The 18,136-nt window shown below is 49.3% G+C and carries 14 protein-coding genes and 1 pseudogene; 6 read left to right on the plus strand and 9 right to left on the minus strand.

The genetic code is table 11. From position 1 onward, the window contains the following. Positions 1-61: 61 nt before the first annotated feature. The gene (locus AC0IWZ_RS01955; protein ID WP_471678263.1) at positions 62-2,374 is read right to left on the minus strand and encodes an autotransporter outer membrane beta-barrel domain-containing protein; all 2,313 of its coding nucleotides are present in this window, start codon (positions 2,372-2,374) and stop codon (positions 62-64) included. Positions 2,375-2,484: 110 nt separating this feature from the next. Here AC0IWZ_RS01955 and AC0IWZ_RS01960 point away from each other — a divergent pair, with 110 nt between their 5' ends. Further along, positions 2,485-2,721 carry a hypothetical protein gene (locus tag AC0IWZ_RS01960; RefSeq protein WP_471678262.1) on the plus strand — a complete coding sequence of 79 codons (237 nt, stop codon included), beginning with the start codon at positions 2,485-2,487 and terminating at the stop codon, positions 2,719-2,721. 226 nt (positions 2,722-2,947) lie between these two features. Here AC0IWZ_RS01960 and AC0IWZ_RS01965 read toward each other — a convergent pair whose 3' ends face one another. From AC0IWZ_RS01965 to AC0IWZ_RS02000, 8 genes are all read right to left on the minus strand, one after another. After that, positions 2,948-3,868 carry a nucleotidyl transferase AbiEii/AbiGii toxin family protein gene (locus AC0IWZ_RS01965; protein WP_471678261.1) on the minus strand — a complete coding sequence of 307 codons (921 nt, stop codon included), beginning with the start codon at positions 3,866-3,868 and terminating at the stop codon, positions 2,948-2,950. Beyond that, positions 3,861-4,394 carry a type IV toxin-antitoxin system AbiEi family antitoxin gene (gene abiEi / locus AC0IWZ_RS01970; protein ID WP_471678260.1) on the minus strand — a complete coding sequence of 178 codons (534 nt, stop codon included), beginning with the start codon at positions 4,392-4,394 and terminating at the stop codon, positions 3,861-3,863. Before abiEi ends, AC0IWZ_RS01965 begins: the two co-directional genes overlap by 8 nt. 420 nt (positions 4,395-4,814) lie before the next feature. Further along, positions 4,815-5,948 carry an STY4528 family pathogenicity island replication protein gene (locus tag AC0IWZ_RS01975; RefSeq protein ID WP_471678259.1) on the minus strand — a complete coding sequence of 378 codons (1,134 nt, stop codon included), beginning with the start codon at positions 5,946-5,948 and terminating at the stop codon, positions 4,815-4,817. An 18-nt stretch (positions 5,949-5,966) separates the two neighbouring features. Beyond that, positions 5,967-6,506 (minus strand): DUF2857 domain-containing protein, encoded by a 540-nt coding sequence (locus AC0IWZ_RS01980; protein WP_000938043.1) that lies wholly within the window; start codon positions 6,504-6,506, stop codon positions 5,967-5,969. Continuing rightward, complete coding sequence (locus AC0IWZ_RS01985; protein WP_471678258.1) at positions 6,490-7,974, minus strand: ParB family protein; 1,485 nt, start codon at positions 7,972-7,974, stop codon at positions 6,490-6,492. The genes AC0IWZ_RS01980 and AC0IWZ_RS01985 overlap by 17 nt, the downstream gene beginning before the upstream one ends. Beyond that, entirely contained in the window at positions 7,971-9,326 is a 1,356-nt protein-coding gene (gene dnaB, locus AC0IWZ_RS01990; RefSeq protein ID WP_471678257.1) for a replicative DNA helicase, read from the minus strand. Before dnaB ends, AC0IWZ_RS01985 begins: the two co-directional genes overlap by 4 nt. Continuing rightward, entirely contained in the window at positions 9,319-9,693 is a 375-nt protein-coding gene (locus tag AC0IWZ_RS01995; protein ID WP_471678256.1) for a hypothetical protein, read from the minus strand. Before AC0IWZ_RS01995 ends, dnaB begins: the two co-directional genes overlap by 8 nt. Then, a complete protein-coding gene (locus AC0IWZ_RS02000) occupies positions 9,690-10,574 on the minus strand; it encodes a ParA family protein (RefSeq protein ID WP_471678255.1) in 885 nt (294 codons plus the stop codon). The genes AC0IWZ_RS01995 and AC0IWZ_RS02000 overlap by 4 nt, the downstream gene beginning before the upstream one ends. Before the next feature lie 337 nt (positions 10,575-10,911). Between AC0IWZ_RS02000 and AC0IWZ_RS02005 the strand changes: the two are divergent. The 5 genes and pseudogenes from AC0IWZ_RS02005 (at position 10,912) to brxC (ending at position 18,118) form a co-directional block, all read left to right on the plus strand. Next, positions 10,912-12,170: pseudogene (locus AC0IWZ_RS02005) on the plus strand (tyrosine-type recombinase/integrase). Positions 12,171-12,443: 273 nt separating this feature from the next. After that, positions 12,444-13,322, plus strand: coding sequence for a BrxR family transcriptional regulator (locus AC0IWZ_RS02010; RefSeq protein WP_471678254.1), 879 nt, complete (start codon positions 12,444-12,446; stop codon positions 13,320-13,322). Next, positions 13,322-14,095: a hypothetical protein gene (locus AC0IWZ_RS02015; RefSeq protein ID WP_217147156.1), complete on the plus strand. Its 774-nt coding sequence runs from the start codon at positions 13,322-13,324 to the stop codon at positions 14,093-14,095. The genes AC0IWZ_RS02010 and AC0IWZ_RS02015 overlap by 1 nt, the downstream gene beginning before the upstream one ends. Continuing rightward, entirely contained in the window at positions 14,088-14,630 is a 543-nt protein-coding gene (locus tag AC0IWZ_RS02020; RefSeq protein ID WP_217147155.1) for a BREX protein BrxB domain-containing protein, read from the plus strand. The genes AC0IWZ_RS02015 and AC0IWZ_RS02020 overlap by 8 nt, the downstream gene beginning before the upstream one ends. 14 nt (positions 14,631-14,644) lie before the next feature. Further along, positions 14,645-18,118: a BREX system P-loop protein BrxC gene (brxC, locus tag AC0IWZ_RS02025; RefSeq protein ID WP_471678253.1), complete on the plus strand. Its 3,474-nt coding sequence runs from the start codon at positions 14,645-14,647 to the stop codon at positions 18,116-18,118. The last annotated feature ends 18 nt before the right edge of the window (positions 18,119-18,136 follow it).

Raw genomic sequence — 18,136 nt, forward strand, 5'->3', positions numbered from 1 at the left:
TCGATACTAAGACCTTTTTATGGAACAAGTGGGTATTTATTGCTGACGCTTCATGACGTTATTAGAATCGGTAGCTAAATCCCATATTCCCAGTCCATGGCGATTCCATCCCATCACCTTTTTCGTAATTTATGCTGGCGTAAATATGCGTGTGCGGCGTGAGAGCAGCGCTGAAACCAGCCTGGTAACTTCCTCTTGTTCCGGCGATATCGTTATTGAAATTATCGTCATTAACCCTGACCGGGTTGCTATGCACAAACTCCTGCTCCAGCGCGACTTTCAGCCACGGAATGAACTGCATCCCATTGTGAGTAGTAATATTCTGGCGTAGCCGCAACCCGACTTGCCCCAGAGCGGATTTAGCGGTACCAGGGTGCGCCTGCATTCCGTTCGACAGCCAGTAATCATCGCTTTGCGAGATGAAGCCAGTGAAACCGACAAAGGGGGAAAGGGTGGTCCTGGCGAATCTGGCGTCATACCCGGCAACCAGGCTGCCACCCAGACCGGGGATAGTGTAACTGCCGTCGGCATGGCCACCGGAACTCATGCGGGCATTAAGATGCTGGTTAAACAGATTGCCTTTCAGCATCCCGTCCAGCCAGAAACGACTTTGATCATAATAGCTGGCGTATAACGCGGCACTGTAGCTGTCTACTGAACCATCGCTGTCGTTGATGAGATCAAGATCGGAACGGCTGTAGCCGCCTGCAATACCGAGTGTAAGCAGGCCAGTCTGGCGAGGAAGACTTCTGTCATAGCCCATCATCATCCCACCGAGCCGCTGGCGATAAGCTGCATTGCCTGTGCGGTTAACGTCAAAGCGATTACTTAGCGCTTGCACCCATAGCTCTCCCTGATGCGGACGGGAACGAGTAACGTCCAGGCGGGTTTGCAGCGCACTGGCTTCAGCCTGAAAAATAGTGGGAGTGACGTTTGCCATAGCCAGAACGGCTTCAGTCGATGGTGTGGGGGTTGCCTGCGGCGTTAGTGACCAGTTGCCCTGACTGTCGGGAGTGAGGCCATATTCCCAGGTGCCGATATCTACCTGCTGGTTTGGGTTCAACAGCGTAAACTGCGCATCGCCGCCGCCGGTCTGTACGACCTGTAGCGACTGCGGATCTGTGGGGGATTCGCCAGTGTCGTTAATCCAGATCCCAAAATCGCCGTTAGCTTCCCCGGAGACGTTAATCATGTCGCCCTGCTGTGCGGCAATATTGGTATTCATCCAGAAATTGCCGGTGCCAGATAGCGTCTTCATATTTAGTGTAGCGAAAGAGGTTGGGTCAAAAAGTACCGTACCGCCATCCATCTCCAGACCTGCAATCTGATAATTATGCGGACCAGCATCACTGCCGTTTTGTAGAGAAAGTACGCCATCCAGCGCTAAGGTCAGGCCGGATGTTTTTGCGCCTTCGTTAAGTATCAGTTCGCCACTGCTCCCCACTGAACCTGTACCTGTCAGCGTTGCCTGGCTACTGACGTTCATCTGCCCATAGAGCCAGAAGCTATCCAGATCACCCTCATTTATTTGAGCGCTGCCGCCCTGTGCTACGGTGAGCTGGCGGGAGAGGCCATAACTGCTCAGCGTATATTGCCCACCGGACTGCACCGTAGTGTTTTCATCGAGTCCGCCCTGATTTTGCATCGCGCCATAAACAGCGGTGCCATCTGCGGTGCCGCGATACCAGGCCGAAGGCTGGCTGTCGGTGACAACATCGTAGTGCCATGTGCCGGTGACGATTAATGTGCCGCCATCGTTAACCTGGCTACCTTCGCTTGTACCGCCGTTGCTGACCTGCTGAATACCACCGTTTTGTATAACGGCATTTCGGGAAATTGCGGTGTTGCGGGTTTCATAAGCGTAGTTCCAGCCAGTGTCCAGTTCGCCACCAGCTTTAACGACCGTATTTGTGTCGATGCCATATCGATTAATGACCAGGCCGCCAGCGCCGATGGTGGTGTTAACAATCTGGCCGCCTTGCTCTGGATTTTCAACACCGTTATTTCCTGCGTTAACGTAAACCTGTCCGCCACTATCCACATAGGTGTTTTCAGCATAACCATTCACCTGTAGATCACCAGCGGCGGTTATCTGTGTGTCATAAGCGCTGCCGCCCGGTTCCAGAAACAGTTCTCCGTGATCGGTAACGGTGATGTGATTGGTTTGTCCACCATCGCCAACGTAGCTCCAGGCATAGGGACCAGTGATTGTGGAGTCAGTCAGCGTGCCGTAGACATGCTGATTACCCTTTGAGCCATCAACAACATCGCCAGAAACAGTATTTCCGGTATTAATTTGGGTGTGGTAATCCGCTTCGGCAGATAACGAGATAAACGGCAGCGTCAGTGTTATCAGGTAAGGCGCGAGTTTCATTGGGATTTCCCTGTAACGTTTGTGCTGGAGTCTGGGGAAATCCTGGCGGGACTAACAGGTTGTTTTGTATATGGGGCGGGGAAGTTTTAACTGAATGCGGTAGGGCATTGATGCCAGTTGTATCACTCTATTACCTATTGATTGGTTGCGGATTGATAGGTGTTTATGTGATGCCAGTGGCATCACCTTTTTACCTATTGATTGATGGTGGATTGATAGGTGTTTATGTGATGCCAGTGGCATCACCCTTTTACCTATTGATTGGTGGTGGATTGATAGATGTTGATGTGATGCCACTGGCATCAAAGCTTATTTTTGCCGTTTATCTCTACATAAAGGAGATATAAAAGTGTCTTTTGTGTAGAGATAAATAAATTCCCTTATTTGTCGCTCGGCGATTGAGTAGAGTTCATTAGGGGAAGTAGTCTTTTTTACAGCCTGTAGGGCAAGCTGTAAGAGATCAAAAAATAGCCACGGGGGAAGGGTTTTGGTGGCTCGATATGTAGATCGTCGCATCAATGACACAACAATTTATATGACATTTCTAAAGCCAATAAAAAGTTGATAAACTATTTATAATTGAAATAAATTAGTTTTATCGTTTTCGGCATATAACTCCTTTCTGAGTTGGTTTAGTAAATCTTTCAGGCTATCCAGTAAGAATGAAGAAAACCCCTCTTTTCCCAGACTTGTTTCATATATTGACGATGGAATAAATCGCTTCATTTCGTTATGGAAGTTACCTTCAGTAATAATATTGGGAAGCGAGTCGATTCTGGCTTGTAGATTTTTCTCAAAATTATCGATTTTATAGTCTTTGAGTTTTTGGCTCACCAGATTTGCGTCGATTGTTGCGCCTTGCTGTTTTAACCAAATAAGATCCCACATATCACGATACCGGATACGGTTGGTGGTTGCAGGAAATGACACCAGTTTATCGGCCATCACTTCCTCAAGCGTCTCAACCCTTATTAAGGTATCGCCATACCCATCAGGCAACACAGTATAATTACGAACTAACTGCCGCCAGGCATGGGTATAAGCAGGAATATTAGCAACTTCAATTTTGATACGTTGTCTGGGAATATCTTTACGCTCTGGGGCTGTTGTAACTGAAATTTGCCACTTATCGACTTTTACTTCTGCATATTCTGGCTCTGCGCGTAATTCGTTTGGTTCTTTAACGGTGACTTCAAGCCCGTATCGTTCACCAAGGTAATCTTCAATACAGTCTTTCATTTGTACTAAATTGGCGGAACAAAAATCAGGCCCGCCAGCAAAATCAAGATCTTCACTGAAGCGATTAGAGCCATAACACAGCCGTAAAGATGTGCCTCCCTGAAAGGTTAAAGATTTAAGTAAACCAGCCTCAGAAAGGCAAAAAAGGATGTCGTAATGCAATAACTCTTTTTCTACAACGGGCCGTAAATTTGCCAGACCGCCCTGGCGAATGGCTTCTTCAACCAGTGCATCAAATTCCACTTGTTTAGACATTTTCCAGCTCCCGAGTGTCAATCAAATGTGTATTTCGGCCAACCCGACGAAGATCGCGCAGTGCAGTATCTTTTTTAGCGAATTTAATGGGTGATTTTGTTTCTACCGTACCGTTGAGGATATCGCTTACGGGTCTTTGTGTATGCGTTAATTCAATAACTCCCCAGGGAGTTTTAAATTCCCCACCTCTTCCGGTGGTCATCACCGTCAACCTGTCCATTGGGATCTGGGAGATCACGCCATACTGTGAGAGAGCGGACTCAAGACTGACGTAGTTATACTCGCCCCGGCGGATTGTTTTAGTGATATGTTCAAGGATAAAACTGTCTTTTGGCGCACGGTTGTAGACATAGACTCCCTGGGCTGCACGGGTCAGGATATTCGTATCTACCAGACGCTTGAGAGATGCCTTCAGTGTTCGCTCTGATTCATCGGAAAACATGTTTTTCAGATCGTTAAAATGAAACACATATCGCCCCTGATGACTGAACTTATCCAGGGTGTTAATCGCGACCAGTTTATCCATGATACTACCTCTACAGAAAAGACACCCAGAAGTGATCTTAGTGTATACATAGGTAGTTTAGCATATTCATCTCTACAAAAAAGACATGTTAAAGTGTCTTTTTTGTAGAGATGAGAGTTCGTGGCATTGTAGATATCATACTGTTACCTATTGATATGATGATATTGATAGTTATCTATGTGATGCCACTGGCATCACCCTAATGCCTATTGATTTGACGATATTGATAGTTGTCCATGTGATGTCAGTTTCATTGCAGCCCTATCCAATTGCCCTTAGATGTACGCGAAAGGCATTGTTGACGGACGGCCTGTAGCCAGTCATTTGCAGCCCAATACGCTATTGGCCCTGCCCCAACAATATGTCGATAAAAATGGTTTTTATAAACATATGAGCCGGAATCTATAGGCTGTCGCAACATCAACCACTCCCCAGACACTGCGCCCGAATCTCCGCAACTAACTTACTGATATCCCGTTTTTGACGCGGCCTTGTCGGTATTTCCGGCGCTGAAACCACAGGCTGCACAAACTCCGGCACTGTCGCTTTCCCACGTCGATACTGATTAAACTCACCGTCCTGCGCCTTGCGCAGCGTTGCCAGAAGATAGGCTAACGGGTTTTGTATGCCGCCACGGGCAATACGTTGGGCTGCGTCATCGAGTACTTCCTGGCGCAGCGGGGGCAGCAAGTTCTGCATGGCCTGCAAGACAAGCTGTTTTTCAGGATGGGTTAACGGAATTTCCGGCGGCCAGTTCGGTGGCGAGCTGTTCGCGCGCGCGGTAGTACTATTACAAAGATCTGTATGTACAGTACGTACAGAATCCCGGTCCTGATTTGAGACTAAGCCGTCAGGCCCCGGTTTCCGGCTTAGTCCCGATTCGGTACCAGGTGAAATTTTGCCTGGTACCGTATTGAGACCGGACGTTTCTGGCTTAGTCTCCAGAGGAGACTGGCGCTGCTGCCAGCGGGCGCGTTCTTCCAGCAGTTCTATACGTGATGATAAGTAGCGCAGGCTGGTGTCCTGGCGAATGTCGTACAGGATGTCTTGCGCAGTGGCGCGAATGGCTTTGTTTTCATATCGCGAACACTGTTCCAGTAAATGAAGATAGCTGGCATCAAAGCGCACGGCATCCAGCACGCTCAGCGGTTCATCGTGCAGCGCATAGACATTCCCGAGGATGCGCCCGGATACCCGATCCCGCGCCTTATGGCACAGGCTGAGCCAGCGCGTCAGGCGTAACATCAGCAATGCCCGGCTGACGGTGCTACGCGAGGCTTTTTCATCCTGCGGGCGGTTCGAGAGCTGCACCTGCAATTCGCTGTAGGAGGGGAACACCGCGCCGCCGTTGTCCTGCGCCTGCATTCGGATCACCTGCCAGGCGAATTTATCTCTGGGTGATAACAGTGGATCCTGTAACAGGCGACGCGGAACCGTGTCATGCTGATTGCCCATAAACAGCAGGCTATCGGAAGCGGCTGTCGGATCCTTCTGCATCCGCTGCTGGAGTTTGTCGCCGGTCATAGTGATCAGCGCCTGGATATACGGTGTCATGATCTTCCCCTCAGTCACTCAGCTTTTTTCCCACTGGCGGATCAGATTCCAGACCACGGTCAGCGAGAGCGAACGTTCCTGTGCCAGTAGCATCATGGCTTCCAGTGCTGGTATGGAGTCGATGTTATCGACTTTGATCTCCTGCCAGCGGTTCCAGAGCGCGGCTTCTTCCTCTTCGCCGGGAACCTGGTTACGCCCCTGACGAACGTGGATCCCCATCAGCCGACGACGGGCGCTGATTTCGGCAGTTGAGATGCCGAAGTAGTGGCTAATCAGGGCGATTGAACCGCCTAGCTGCACAGCCTGGCCGACCAGTTGCTGGAATTTTTGCTCCTGGCGTACCTGGACCAGCATTTTGCGCAGTACGTCGTGGTTGATGGTGATTTTCAGGAACTGCGCCGAGGTGTTGCCCATGTGCATTAATTCTTCAAAGGTCAGGGCGTTAAGTTCGTTCAACTCCTCGCGGTCAAAACCCAGCGCTTCGCAATAGCGCACATTGCCGTCCTTCAGGGCTTGTATTACCTGTGACAAAACGGCCTGATTAATCGTCGGCAGCATGTTGTGCCTCCTGCTGTAATTCTCTGATCCGGCGGACAATACGAATGAGCCGGAATACTTTAATAAGAAACAGATCGCTAAAGAAGAAGCCGTCTGTGTCGTGTTGAAAAAAGAGCGTGAGCGTCAGGGTGGCGGCCAGATCTTCCGTCAGTGGGATCTCGTTGAGTGCCGCCAGCAGCGCCCAACAGGCGCGTGACTGTGGCCGGGTGAACATGGGATGATCTGATGCTAATGGCATCACCCGGAAGCCAATGCCATTTTCGTCAGCATCCGAGATAACCCGGTCATCGATGGCATAATGTTCCGCCAGATCCCATGCCAGGCGATCGCTGACCGAACGTAATGATTCAGTAGAATCAAAGAGTTGCGGGATACGCCAGATATCCATAACGGGTTCAGCCCCTTCACACAGTAGCGATGGCGCTTCTTGTGGTTCAGGCAGAGAAGCTGGCGAACCACTGCCATCTTCCTCAGTTTCAGGTTTACGCCTGCGCGTTACCGGGCGCGGTTCGGGTTCTTCCGGCGGTATATACGGTGGTGGTTCCGGCGTGGGGCCGAGCACGGCCTGGCGTTTTTGCTCAGAGGGATCGACGTCCAGCAACAGCAGGTTGTAATCGACGTTCAGCTCCTGACTCATCAGCCCCAGCAGCTCATCCTGCACCCGCTCAATAGCAAAGTCTTCCGGCTGGTCGTTGAACAGCGACAGAGCGGAAGAAAAGAGGTTATCAAAGGAACCAGCGTCTTCGGCGGCATGGCGCTGCCAGAGATGCAATGATGCCGCCCGTAATGACAGTAGCTTTTCTACTTGTGAGCGGCCCATCCCGGCGTACAGTACTTCGGGGATGCAGGGCAGCAGGTATTCCAGCGCTTGTTCCATCCGGCTGATATGCGATTGATTAATGGGGTAGCCGTCGTTCTTCAGATGCTCCGCCAGCTCTCGTTGCGAAAGCTGGCACTCTTCCACCTGCTGATACAGTTCCCGCGCCTTGTTAATCCCCAGCGCACGCTCAATGAAGCTGAGTTTGCCGTGCAGATCGTTTTCCGCCAGATGGCCGATCAGGCAGCGCAGTTCGCCCAGAACAGGTTGGTCGGATGTACCAGCCCATGGTTTGTACAGACACTGAATGCGCCAGAACCGTTCATCATGCGTCTCGCGCCACAGTTCATTAAGGATCGAGAGACGGGTATTACCGCCATTGGCGATGATATACCACGCCTGATCGGGGCGACGGGTGATCGGTGGTGGTGTGTCCAGTCCGCGATGACGGATTGATGCCTTGATGTCGTCATAGTTGGGGTTACGTATCAACCGTGGGTTGAGGTCGTAAGGGCGAAGCTGCTCCAGCGTGACGATCATTGAGGTTTCCATCAGCGGATCGGCAAATCGCTCATCAGACGATCTTCCCCGGTCAAAATTGCCCTGTAGCAGACGAGACTGGAGTTCCGTCGAAGTCAGCTTATTATTCATGACTCTACTCCCTGCTGGCTGAGCGATTCAAAGCGGGTTTGATCGCTGATAAAGCGGGTTCGTACCGTGCCAATCGGGCCGTTGCGCTGTTTGCTGACAATCACTTCGGCAATGCCCCGATCCAGCGTGTTGGGGTCGTACAGTTCATCGCGGTAGAGGAATAAGATCACGTCGGCATCCTGCTCGATAGAGCCGGAGTCGCGCAGGTCCGCATTGCAGGGGCGTTTGTTAAGGCGTGACTCCAGCGCCCGGTTAAGTTGCGACAGCGCCAGTACCGGGCAGTTTAGTTCTTTTGCCAGCGCTTTGAGGGCGCGGGAAATGGCCGAGATTTCCTGGTTACGGTTTTCCGCGCCGCCGCTGCGCATCAGTTGCAGGTAATCAACCACGATCAGCGAAGGAAGCCCGTACTGGCGCAGCGAACGTCTGGCCCGGCTACGTAACAGGGACGGGGTGAGGATCCCGGAATCGTCGAGCAGCAGGCGATCTTTCCATTTTGCCATCAGAACGTTGGCGCTGATGCCGATCTGCTGCCAGTCATCATCACTGAGATCGCCACTGCGTAGTCGGGTTTGTGAGACGCGGCCAGTCAGAGAAACCAGCCGGAGCAGTAGCTGTTCCGCCGACATTTCCATGCTGTAGATTTGCACCGGCTGGGTAGGGCGCAGCATTAGCGCGTTGACACACAGCGTCAGGGCGAAAGCGGTTTTGCCAACTGAGGGACGAGCGGCGGCGATAATCAGGTCGGCAGGCTGGAAGCCGCAGGTCAGGGCGTCGAGCTGTTCCAGTCCGGATGGCGTACCGCTGAGACTACCGCGTTCGGCCTCATAGCGCTGAGCGATGCCTGCCAGCACGTTGTCAAAGCAAGCGTTGATGTCGGTCAGGCCACCCTCCTGATGTGACTGCGCAATGGCAAACAGTTTTTGTTCGGCAAAGTTCAGTACGTCGGCCACATTGCTGCGCGGCTGGCCTGCCATATCGCTCAGTTCATTACCTAGCAACAGAAGCTGGCGCAGTTCACCGTAGCTGGCTATGTATTGCGCATAGGGAATGATATTGGCGGTGCTGGGCGTGTTTTTGGAAAGCTCCGCCAGGTAGGCGAAGCCGCCCACCTGTTCGAGCTGTTCCTGCTGTTCCAGCGATTCGCTCAGGGTAATCAGGTCGATAGGGTTTCCCTGTTCGACCAGAGTTTGCATATGGGAATAAATCGTCCGGTGCGCAGAGATAAAAAAGTCCTGTGAGGAAATCTGCGTGGCGACATCATCCCAGCGATCGTTATCCAGCATCAGCCCGCCGAGCACGGATTGTTCCGCTTCGACGGAGTGGGGCGGTTGTGGCCGCTTGCGCTTACTCATCTCGATTACCCTCCTGACAGGCCAGAAAGGTTTCCCACAGCCGGGTCTGTTGATGCGGCGGTAGCAGTAAAAGCGGTAAATCGCTGGAGTAAAGCGGCTTATTGTTGGACCAGCCGATTTCAAACAGCGGCCAGTCTCTGGGGGACGTCAGTGAACCGGAGTTATCACGCAGTTCGTTTTCATCCTCCAGGTTGTAGCAGTCCACTTTTTCCGGTGGGATATGCCAGAGCAGTGACATTAACACCGGCAGCGTTTCCCGCGCTTCTTCACGGTCAGCGGCTTCAAAGTACACGAGTACTTCATCGTCTTTCTCATAGGGTTGCCGGGCGTAATAAGAGCAAAATGCCCGCCAGATTTTCCGTTTCATGCTATACCCTCCATCTGCTGATGGGGCAGGGCGAGAAACTGCGGGAACAGCTCTTTCGCCAGCATCTGCATGGTTTCAGCGGCGCAGGGCGTTGCCCGGCCTCTGGCGCGGGAGGTCTCGAGGCGATGTACTGGCAGCCCCAGCGATGCCGCCCGGCGGTAAGCCACGCTGGCATAAACCGGCGTCATCAGGATCTCGGTGGGAACCAGCAGTTCCTGTTCTTTCTGCTTGTGCTGGAGCACCTGAAGCAGATTGTGATGGATTTCGCGGGCGTCGTTGGTGTGGTCGAGCTTGTTGATCACCGCCTTCAGCGGCGGCAGCGGGATGCCGTAGCGGGTGAAGGGCTGGAGATCCCGGTACATTTGCAGCGTACCGCGCAGGAACTCGCGTGCGGAGAGCATTTCCGGCAGTACCGGGGAGATAATGAGATCGCTGGCTAACAGCACCATTTCCAGCGCAATAGTGCGTGCGCCAATGGTGTCGATTAGGATGACATCATAACCGGGGATCTGGCGTACCAGATGGCGCAGGCGGATCACGCCGTCAGGGGCAGCCTGAAGCAGGCTCATCAGTTCGCCACGCGGATCGTTGGATATGATGATATCCAGTCCGGGAATGGAGGTGTGTGAAATGATGATTGCTGGATCCAGCTCGTTCTGCGCGATAAGCTCGTAGATCCCGCCGGGGGCTTCATTATTGAGAGGGTAATAGCTGCTGAGCGTCGGCTGGCGTATATCGGCGTCAATCATCAGGACTTTCAGCCCCTGATCGGCCAGATAGCCGCCGAGGTTGGCCGTATCGGTGGTTTTCGCCACACCACCTTTGGTGGAGAGAATGGCGGCAATTAGCGTAGGTAAATCAGGTGCATCTGCGTTTTTCATAACCAGTGCCTTTTTCGTTGTCTGAAAAGGACTTCACTGTAAAAACGCTGATTTGTTAGTAGGTTAAGTTACCTGATCGCTTTGATTCAAAATCAACCGTTGAAAGACGTGCCGGTTCGAGTCCGGCCTTCGGCACCAATAGTATGTAAATAGACCTCAACTGAGGTCTTTTTTTATGTCTAAAATCCAGTCCCCGCAAGGCTTTGCCCCGCTTTTCAGTCAACCGACGTCAATCTGAGTTACCCCACATCAACATGCTTGTGAGTATAGAACCGAGTATATATGCTGGTTCGATAATGCTTATATACTCACGGCAGCATATGGAAGGAATACCATCATGGCCCTGACTGATACCAAGGTGCGTTCGGCAAAACCAGAAGCAAAGGAATACTCGCTAGTAGACGGCGATGGCATGTTTTTGTTGATACACCCTAACGGCTCCAAATACTGGCGCTTTCGTTTCCGTTTTGGCGGTAAACAACATCTGATGGCTTTTGGTGTTTACCCAGAGACATCTCTGGCTGATGCTCGTCAAAAGAGGGAAGAGGCCAGGAGGCTTGTTGCTGCCGGTGTCGATCCTCGTGAGCATAAGCGTGCAATAAAAGAAGAACACGCTAAAGAGGTCATCACTTTTGAATCTGTTGCCAGAGACTGGCACGCCACCAATCAAAAGTGGTCGGAGTCGCATAGTGGCCGTGTTCTTAAAAGTCTGGAAGATAATCTGTTCGATGCGATTGGTAAGCGGAATATCGCTGAGTTAAAAACCAGAGATTTACTTATTCCCATTAAAGCCGTAGAGATGTCTGGACGTCTTGAGGTGGCGGCGCGTTTACAGCAACGAACAACAGCAATTATGCGATTTGCCGTGCAAAGCGGTTTAATCGACTATAACCCCGCACAAGAGATCGCTGGAGCAGTTGCCACAGCTAAACGACAGCATCGTGCTGCGCTAGAACTTAATCGCATTCCTGAACTACTTCATCGTATCGACACATATACCGGCAGACCATTAACACGCTTAGCTGTGGAGCTGACATTGTTGGTTTTCATTCGATCTAGTGAACTGCGTTTTGCACGATGGTCAGAAGTCGATTTTGAAAACGCTATGTGGACGATTCCGGGAGAGCGTGAACCTTTGGAAGGTGTGAAGCATTCACATCGAGGATCGAAAATGCGGACTCCTCATCTTGTTCCTTTATCCCACCAAGCTCTCGCCATTTTGGAAAAGATCAAAAGTATGAGTGGAAACCGTGAGCTAATCTTCGTTGGCGATCACGATCCGCGTAAGCCGATGAGTGAGAACACGGTCAATAAGGCTTTACGGGTAATGGGGTATGACACCAAAGTTGATGTATGCGGGCAGGTTTCAGAACCATGGCTTGTAGTTCATTGATTGAGTCGGGATTGTGGTCGAAGGATGCTGTAGAGCGTCAGATGAGTCACCAGGAACGTAACTCTGTGCGTGCGGCTTATATTCATAAGGCTGAACACTTGGGGGAGCGTAGGCTGATGGTGCAGTGGTGGGCGGATTATCTGGATGCGAATCGGCAGAAGGGGGTTAGTCCTTTTGATTTTGGGAAAAATTTATCAAGCTAAATCAAAGTAATTACAAATTTTAACCTTATATGTTCCGGTTTAAGACGCCCATTAAAACCCCGGGCAGACTCCAGACTAAAGTGACTAGCGGGGTTCTAATGGCTGCTTTGTATATGCTGGCTTTTGTAAGTGATATTTATCATTCTTAATAAAATAATTACATTTTATACCAGTAAATATTTCTTTCCAAAATGAATTCAACATCGAATCATAATGATTTCATCTTAAGCTGCGCAATGTTAAAATGAAGAGAAATTACCAATAAGGTTAAATATGCGACAACTAGAAGAGCTCTCACATGCTCAGCGAGAGCGATTGGCGTTTATTGATTTTTGCCTGACCTATTTTGGTGAGATAAGCCGACCTGATCTTATGTCAAAATTTCGTACGGGACTAGCGGCTGCAACTCGTGACTTTGCTACTTATAAGGCGCTGGCTCCTGGCAATATGGAACTTGTTCATCAAACAAAGCTTTACTCACGAAAGGATACATTTTGTCCTATTTTTGCGCATGAGGCCAAAGTAGTATTAGCAGGATTAAGCCATGGTTTTGGCGATAGTCTGATCACTCGTCACAAAGTTTGTAGTGCATGTGAAGATCCGTTTGTACTGGCTGAACCTTCGACCTCTACTCTATCTGTAGTTATGAGAGCAATAACTACACAGAAGTGCCTACAAGTGACTTATGCCTCTCTATCTTCAGGTATTAAAATGCATACAATCGTGCCACATAGCCTAGCTAATAGTGGTAAACGTTGGCATGTTCGGGCGTTTGACCGATGCGAGAATGCATTTAGTGATTTCGTGATTACTCGCTTCCTCGATTTAAATATTTTGGATGAGGAAGTTGCTGTTTCTGAAACCAAGGATGTGGATAAACAGTGGAACCGAATCGTAGATTTAACTTTGATTCCTCATCCAAAAGCACAATTCGCGGAAGCCATTGAACTCGACTATGGAATGGTGAATGGTGAGCTTCAGGTTGAAGTCAGAGCAGCACTAGCCGGCTATTTACTCAACCATTGGGCAGTAGACTGCTCCTTTGCGTCTAGCTTAAACCCTGAGCAATACCACTTGGCGTTAAAGCATAAGCAAGTAATTTTTGGTATCGAAAATAGTCAATTGGCCCCCGGTTACGAGGAGGTTTCCTGATGAACCAAGACCAGTTAGTTCAGTATGGATTCAAGTTTGGAAAAAATGGACCTCATGCTGCGCGTTGCATGATGATCGAAGAGCTAAAAATATTGCTCCAAGCAAAACCTGAAAATACCTTACCAGAAGAATATAAAGTAAGCATTGTGGAGGATAATATTCTTCATAAACCCAGTTCCAGCGCCAGAAAACTAACGTATAGACATTTGGTTGGTCTCTATGGCATGTCTCCGCATATACCTTTATTCAGAGTGTTTCGTCAGCTTTGGGGGCTTTCTGAGGAAGCTCAGCCTTTACTTGCATTACAGCTGGCGATCGCTAGAGACCCTCTGCTTCGTGGTTCAGTTGAGATCATTACGGCACTTAAGCCCGGACAAATCCTACCAAGAAGTGTTATGGAAGAACACTTAGCAAAAGACGATCCTGACCGATTCAGTTTGGCATCACGTCAGTCGTTTGCTCGAAATCTTAGCGGTACCTGGACTCAGTCGGGCTATCTTGTCGGCAGAACTAAAAAATACCGCACTGACCCCAAAGTAACATATGTAAATGTGGTATTTGCTCTAATTCTTGGTCATTTCCATGGACTATCAGGTAAACGCTTGTTTGATAGCTATTGGATCAAGCTATTACCTGCTGATGAAACCACCATGTATGAATTGGCGTATCGGGCAACATTGCGTGGTCTGATTAATTTCAAACAAGCCAGTGAGGTCGTTGAAGTGTCTTTTGCACCTCTGAATCTCTTAGTTAAGGAACAGCGTGATGTCTGACAGATTGTCAAAGTTACTTAAAAGTTTTTCCAGTCACATTAGTGTGCCATGGGGTAACAATATCTCAGCGGAAGAGAAAGCCATCTTTGTCGTATACGACAAAGAAGATGAGCTTAAGCTTCGTGCTCGCATGACTGAGTTTGAGCATGCGTGCATTGAAAGCGAGCATCCATGGCTGTTGTTGGACTTGACCAATGAGTTCCCCAACTGGATGGCCAGACAGGACTACAAAGAAGCTTATTTCGAAGATCCTGAGTATCTGGAAGGAAGCTATGACTATTTCGCTGAAGAGCTTGTGTCGAAACTGCATCAGCAGATTAATGCGGACCAAACACATGAATCTGTAGTGGCACTTATGGGATGTGGGAGCATGTTCGGCTTTGTGTCGGTTTCTGCTTTAGTCAAATCTTTAACGACTCAAGTGCAGGGGCGCTTGGTGGTATTTTTCCCCGGAGAATATCATGAAAATAATTACAAACTGCTCGATGCCAAAGATGGCTGGGGATATCAAGCCACTGCGATTACCGTAGCTTAACCAGGTACAGAAAAATGCTAAACCGTGAAATTTATAAACTTGACCCTCTGGAAAGCAAACTGGCCAACAACGGTGTGGCCGAGGTAAAAGATGATCTCTCCAAAGGAGCTCTTGAAACATTAGATTATGAGCTGCGGACGTTTGTCTGTAGCGGGGCTTATGCCAAAGGCATGGCTGATATTCTAAGCAACTACTTACGAAATGTTAAAAGCTCTGGTGAGCAGCCCGCAGTTTGGATTTCAGGCTTCTTCGGTTCTGGAAAATCGCACTTAGCGAAAATGCTAAGAACCCTTTGGATCAATCAAAAAATGGAAAGCGGAGCAGATGCTCGCTCGTTGGTTGAGTTACCTGAGGATGTTCGACAGTACTTCGATGAGCTCTCAACGTTGGGGAGCCGGTTGGGTGGGCTCCATGCTGCGTCAGGAACATTGGGCGCTGGGGCAGAAGACAAAGTTCGATTGGCCTTGTTGGCGATTATATTTAAATCAGCAGGGTTATCTGAGCAATACCATCTTGCTCAATTCGAGCTTTGGCTAAAATCTGAAGGGGTGCTTGAACAGGTTAAAGCTTATATCCAACAGCATGCCAAAGGTAAAGAAGGCGAAGACCTGTGGAAGAAAGAACTGCGCAATCTCCATGTTTCACCAGTCATGGCGAATGCGCTGTTACATGCTTTGCCATCTCTAGGCAGTGATGCGAAAGAAGTACGCGATATGCTTCGCGCACAGTACAAAATTGTTGATGATGTTTCTAATACTGAAATGGTTCAGTCAATTGTCGATGCATTGTCAAATGAAGGAGACATGCCTCTCACTTTGGTGGTTCTTGACGAAGTTCAGCAATATATCGCTGACGATCCCGATCGCGCTCATCTTGTACAAGAAACAGTAGAAACTTGCTGTAAAGCAGGAGCCCTTAAATCGAAATTGTTGTTCGTAGCTACTGGGCAAAGTGCGTTATCCGGATTGCAAAACTTGCAACGACTCATGGGGCGCTTCCAGATTTCGGTTCAGTTAGAAGATACTGATGTTGATGCAGTAATTCGTAAAGTTATTCTTCAGAAGAAAGAAACAGCCAGAGCTGAGATTGAATCTGTGTTGCATACCAACCTCGGTGAGATTAACCGTCACATGAGTGGTTCAGTTATTGAAGCTCATAAAGACGATGAACAATGGATGATTGCAGACTATCCATTGTTGCCAGTGCGTCGTCGCTTCTGGGAGCGGGTTTTGCCGGCTCTGGATAAAACCGGTACTGGATCTCAATTACGTAATCAGCTGCGAGTGGTGCATGAGGCGACTAAGTCAACAGCCCTGAAGCCGTTGGGATCGGTAGTGCCTGCTGATTTTATCTATGAGCAGATTGCGATTAATTTGCTGCAAACTGGTGTTATTGGTAAAGAGATCTACGAAAAGATTGCTCGCTTTAAGGCTGGTAGCGAAGATGCTGTTCTGCAAGGCAGGATTCTTTCGTTGATACTTCTCATTAGTAAATTACCGACAGACATAAATCACGGTATTGCTTCCACAGAAGCTTTCCTTGCTGACTTGCTCCTGGAACACTTAAGCGAAGGCAAACACGAACTGAGAGCAAAATTGCCACGTTTAATCCAGGAATTGGTTGATGCTGGCGACTTACTGCCAATGAATACTAGTGCTGGCGTTGAGTACCGACTGCAAACCCTGGAAAGCCAGCAATGGCATGACACTTTCAAACAGCAACAAAATGATCTGCGCGGTAACCCACAACGCTTAGAAACGTTCCGCAGCCTTGAAATAAAAAACCGTGTTAACAATGCTTTAGGGTTTGGTAGCGTGACTCAGGGAGTCAGTAACGAACCTCGTAAGATCACCGTTTGTTTCGACCAAGACCTTCCTGCCGATGCCAAAAAGCATCTTTATGCTCATGTGCTTGAATGTAAGGAAAAAGCCTTTGAGGATGCAGTGCGTAGTGCGAAACCTGATGACGCTACTATTTTCATTCATGTTCCATCCATTCGCCGTAATGAGCTACTGAGTGCAATCGTCGATTTTAAAGCGGCTGAAACAACTCTGGAAGTGAGTGGGATACCATCTACAGATGCGGGTAAAGACGCTCGAGCTGCAATGGAGCACCGTAAATATGAAGCTGAGCGGACCAAGAAACTGATCCTGAAAGAGATTATTGATGGTATCCAAGTACAAATGGCTGGTGGGAGCGATGTACCTGGCGACACCTTAGCTGAGCAGTTCCAAAATGCAGGTAAGAAAGCATGTGAGCGGCTCTACACTGAGTTTAAGCCTGCAGATCAAAAAGGATGGGATAAGGTATTTGAGCGTGCAAGTAAATTCGCTGATGCCAATGCGCTGGAAGCTGTAGGTCATAATGATGAAGTGGAAAAGCATCCCGTCTGTGTCGCCATTAAACGCTACATCGGTGTTGCAAAAAATGGGGCTGAGATACGAGATAAATTTATGTCAGCGCATTACGGCTGGCCGAAAGATACCGTTGACGGCGCGCTCTTTGCTATGTTGGCTGCCGGTGTGCTGAAAGCAAGTGATTCTCAGGAGAAATCAGTTGATGCGAAAAGTTTGGAGCGCAGCAAGGTATCTCAAACTAACTTCCGTCCTGAGACCGTTAGTTTGTCGCCGCGACAGCTGGCGGGCATCAAAAGTTTGATTCATGCGATTGGTTTGAACTGCACAAACGGTGAAGAACAATCCAAATTACGAGATGCGATAGAAGCAGCCAAACAACTGGCGCGCAAAGCAGGTGGAGATGCCCCACTACCGCTGCCGCCAAAAGCAGAGCTGCTTGTCGAAGTCGAAAGGCTTTCTGGCAATGAACAGTTAATGGCTGCGTATGAACGACATAGTAACATCATCGATGAAGTGGAGCGTTGGAAAGGGCTTGCTGAAAAAGTGTCCGCCAGACAGGCGCGTTGGGGGGAACTGAAGGCTGCGCTTAAATTTTGCCAAAACTTAGTTGGCTTTGATGAGCTAATGAAAGAAGTGCATGCGATTGAGCAAAATCGAAGCCTGCTGGCCGATCCCGATCCCGTACAGCCGCTGCTGAAGCAGGTAATAGAAAAAATTCGCGTTGCCATTTTGAAAAAGTACGAAGATTTCCAAACGGAATATAACGAGTGCTTAAAAGATGTGCAGAATGATGCAATTTGGAACCAGCTTTCTAATGAGCAGCAGGAGCAATTGCTGAAAAAGCACCATCTGGATAACCTGGAAATGTCACCTTTGTCCGGTAATGACAGAGTACTCGAATGTATTGAAAACACTTCGTTAGCGCAGTGGAGCGATAAAACCTCAGCCCTGGCAGGCCGTTTTAGCCGTATGCGTCAGGATGCGGTTGATTTGTTGGTGCCTAAGGCACAAATCGTACATTTGCCAAGAGCAGTCATTGAGACCGAGGCGGAGCTCGATATCTGGTTGGCAAAGGTTCGACAAGACGTTATGGCTGCTTTGGCAGAAAACCGCCCCGCTTCTCTGAAATAACTACTCACCGCATTTGAG

Source organism: Buttiauxella sp. AC142 (genome assembly GCF_979253435.1).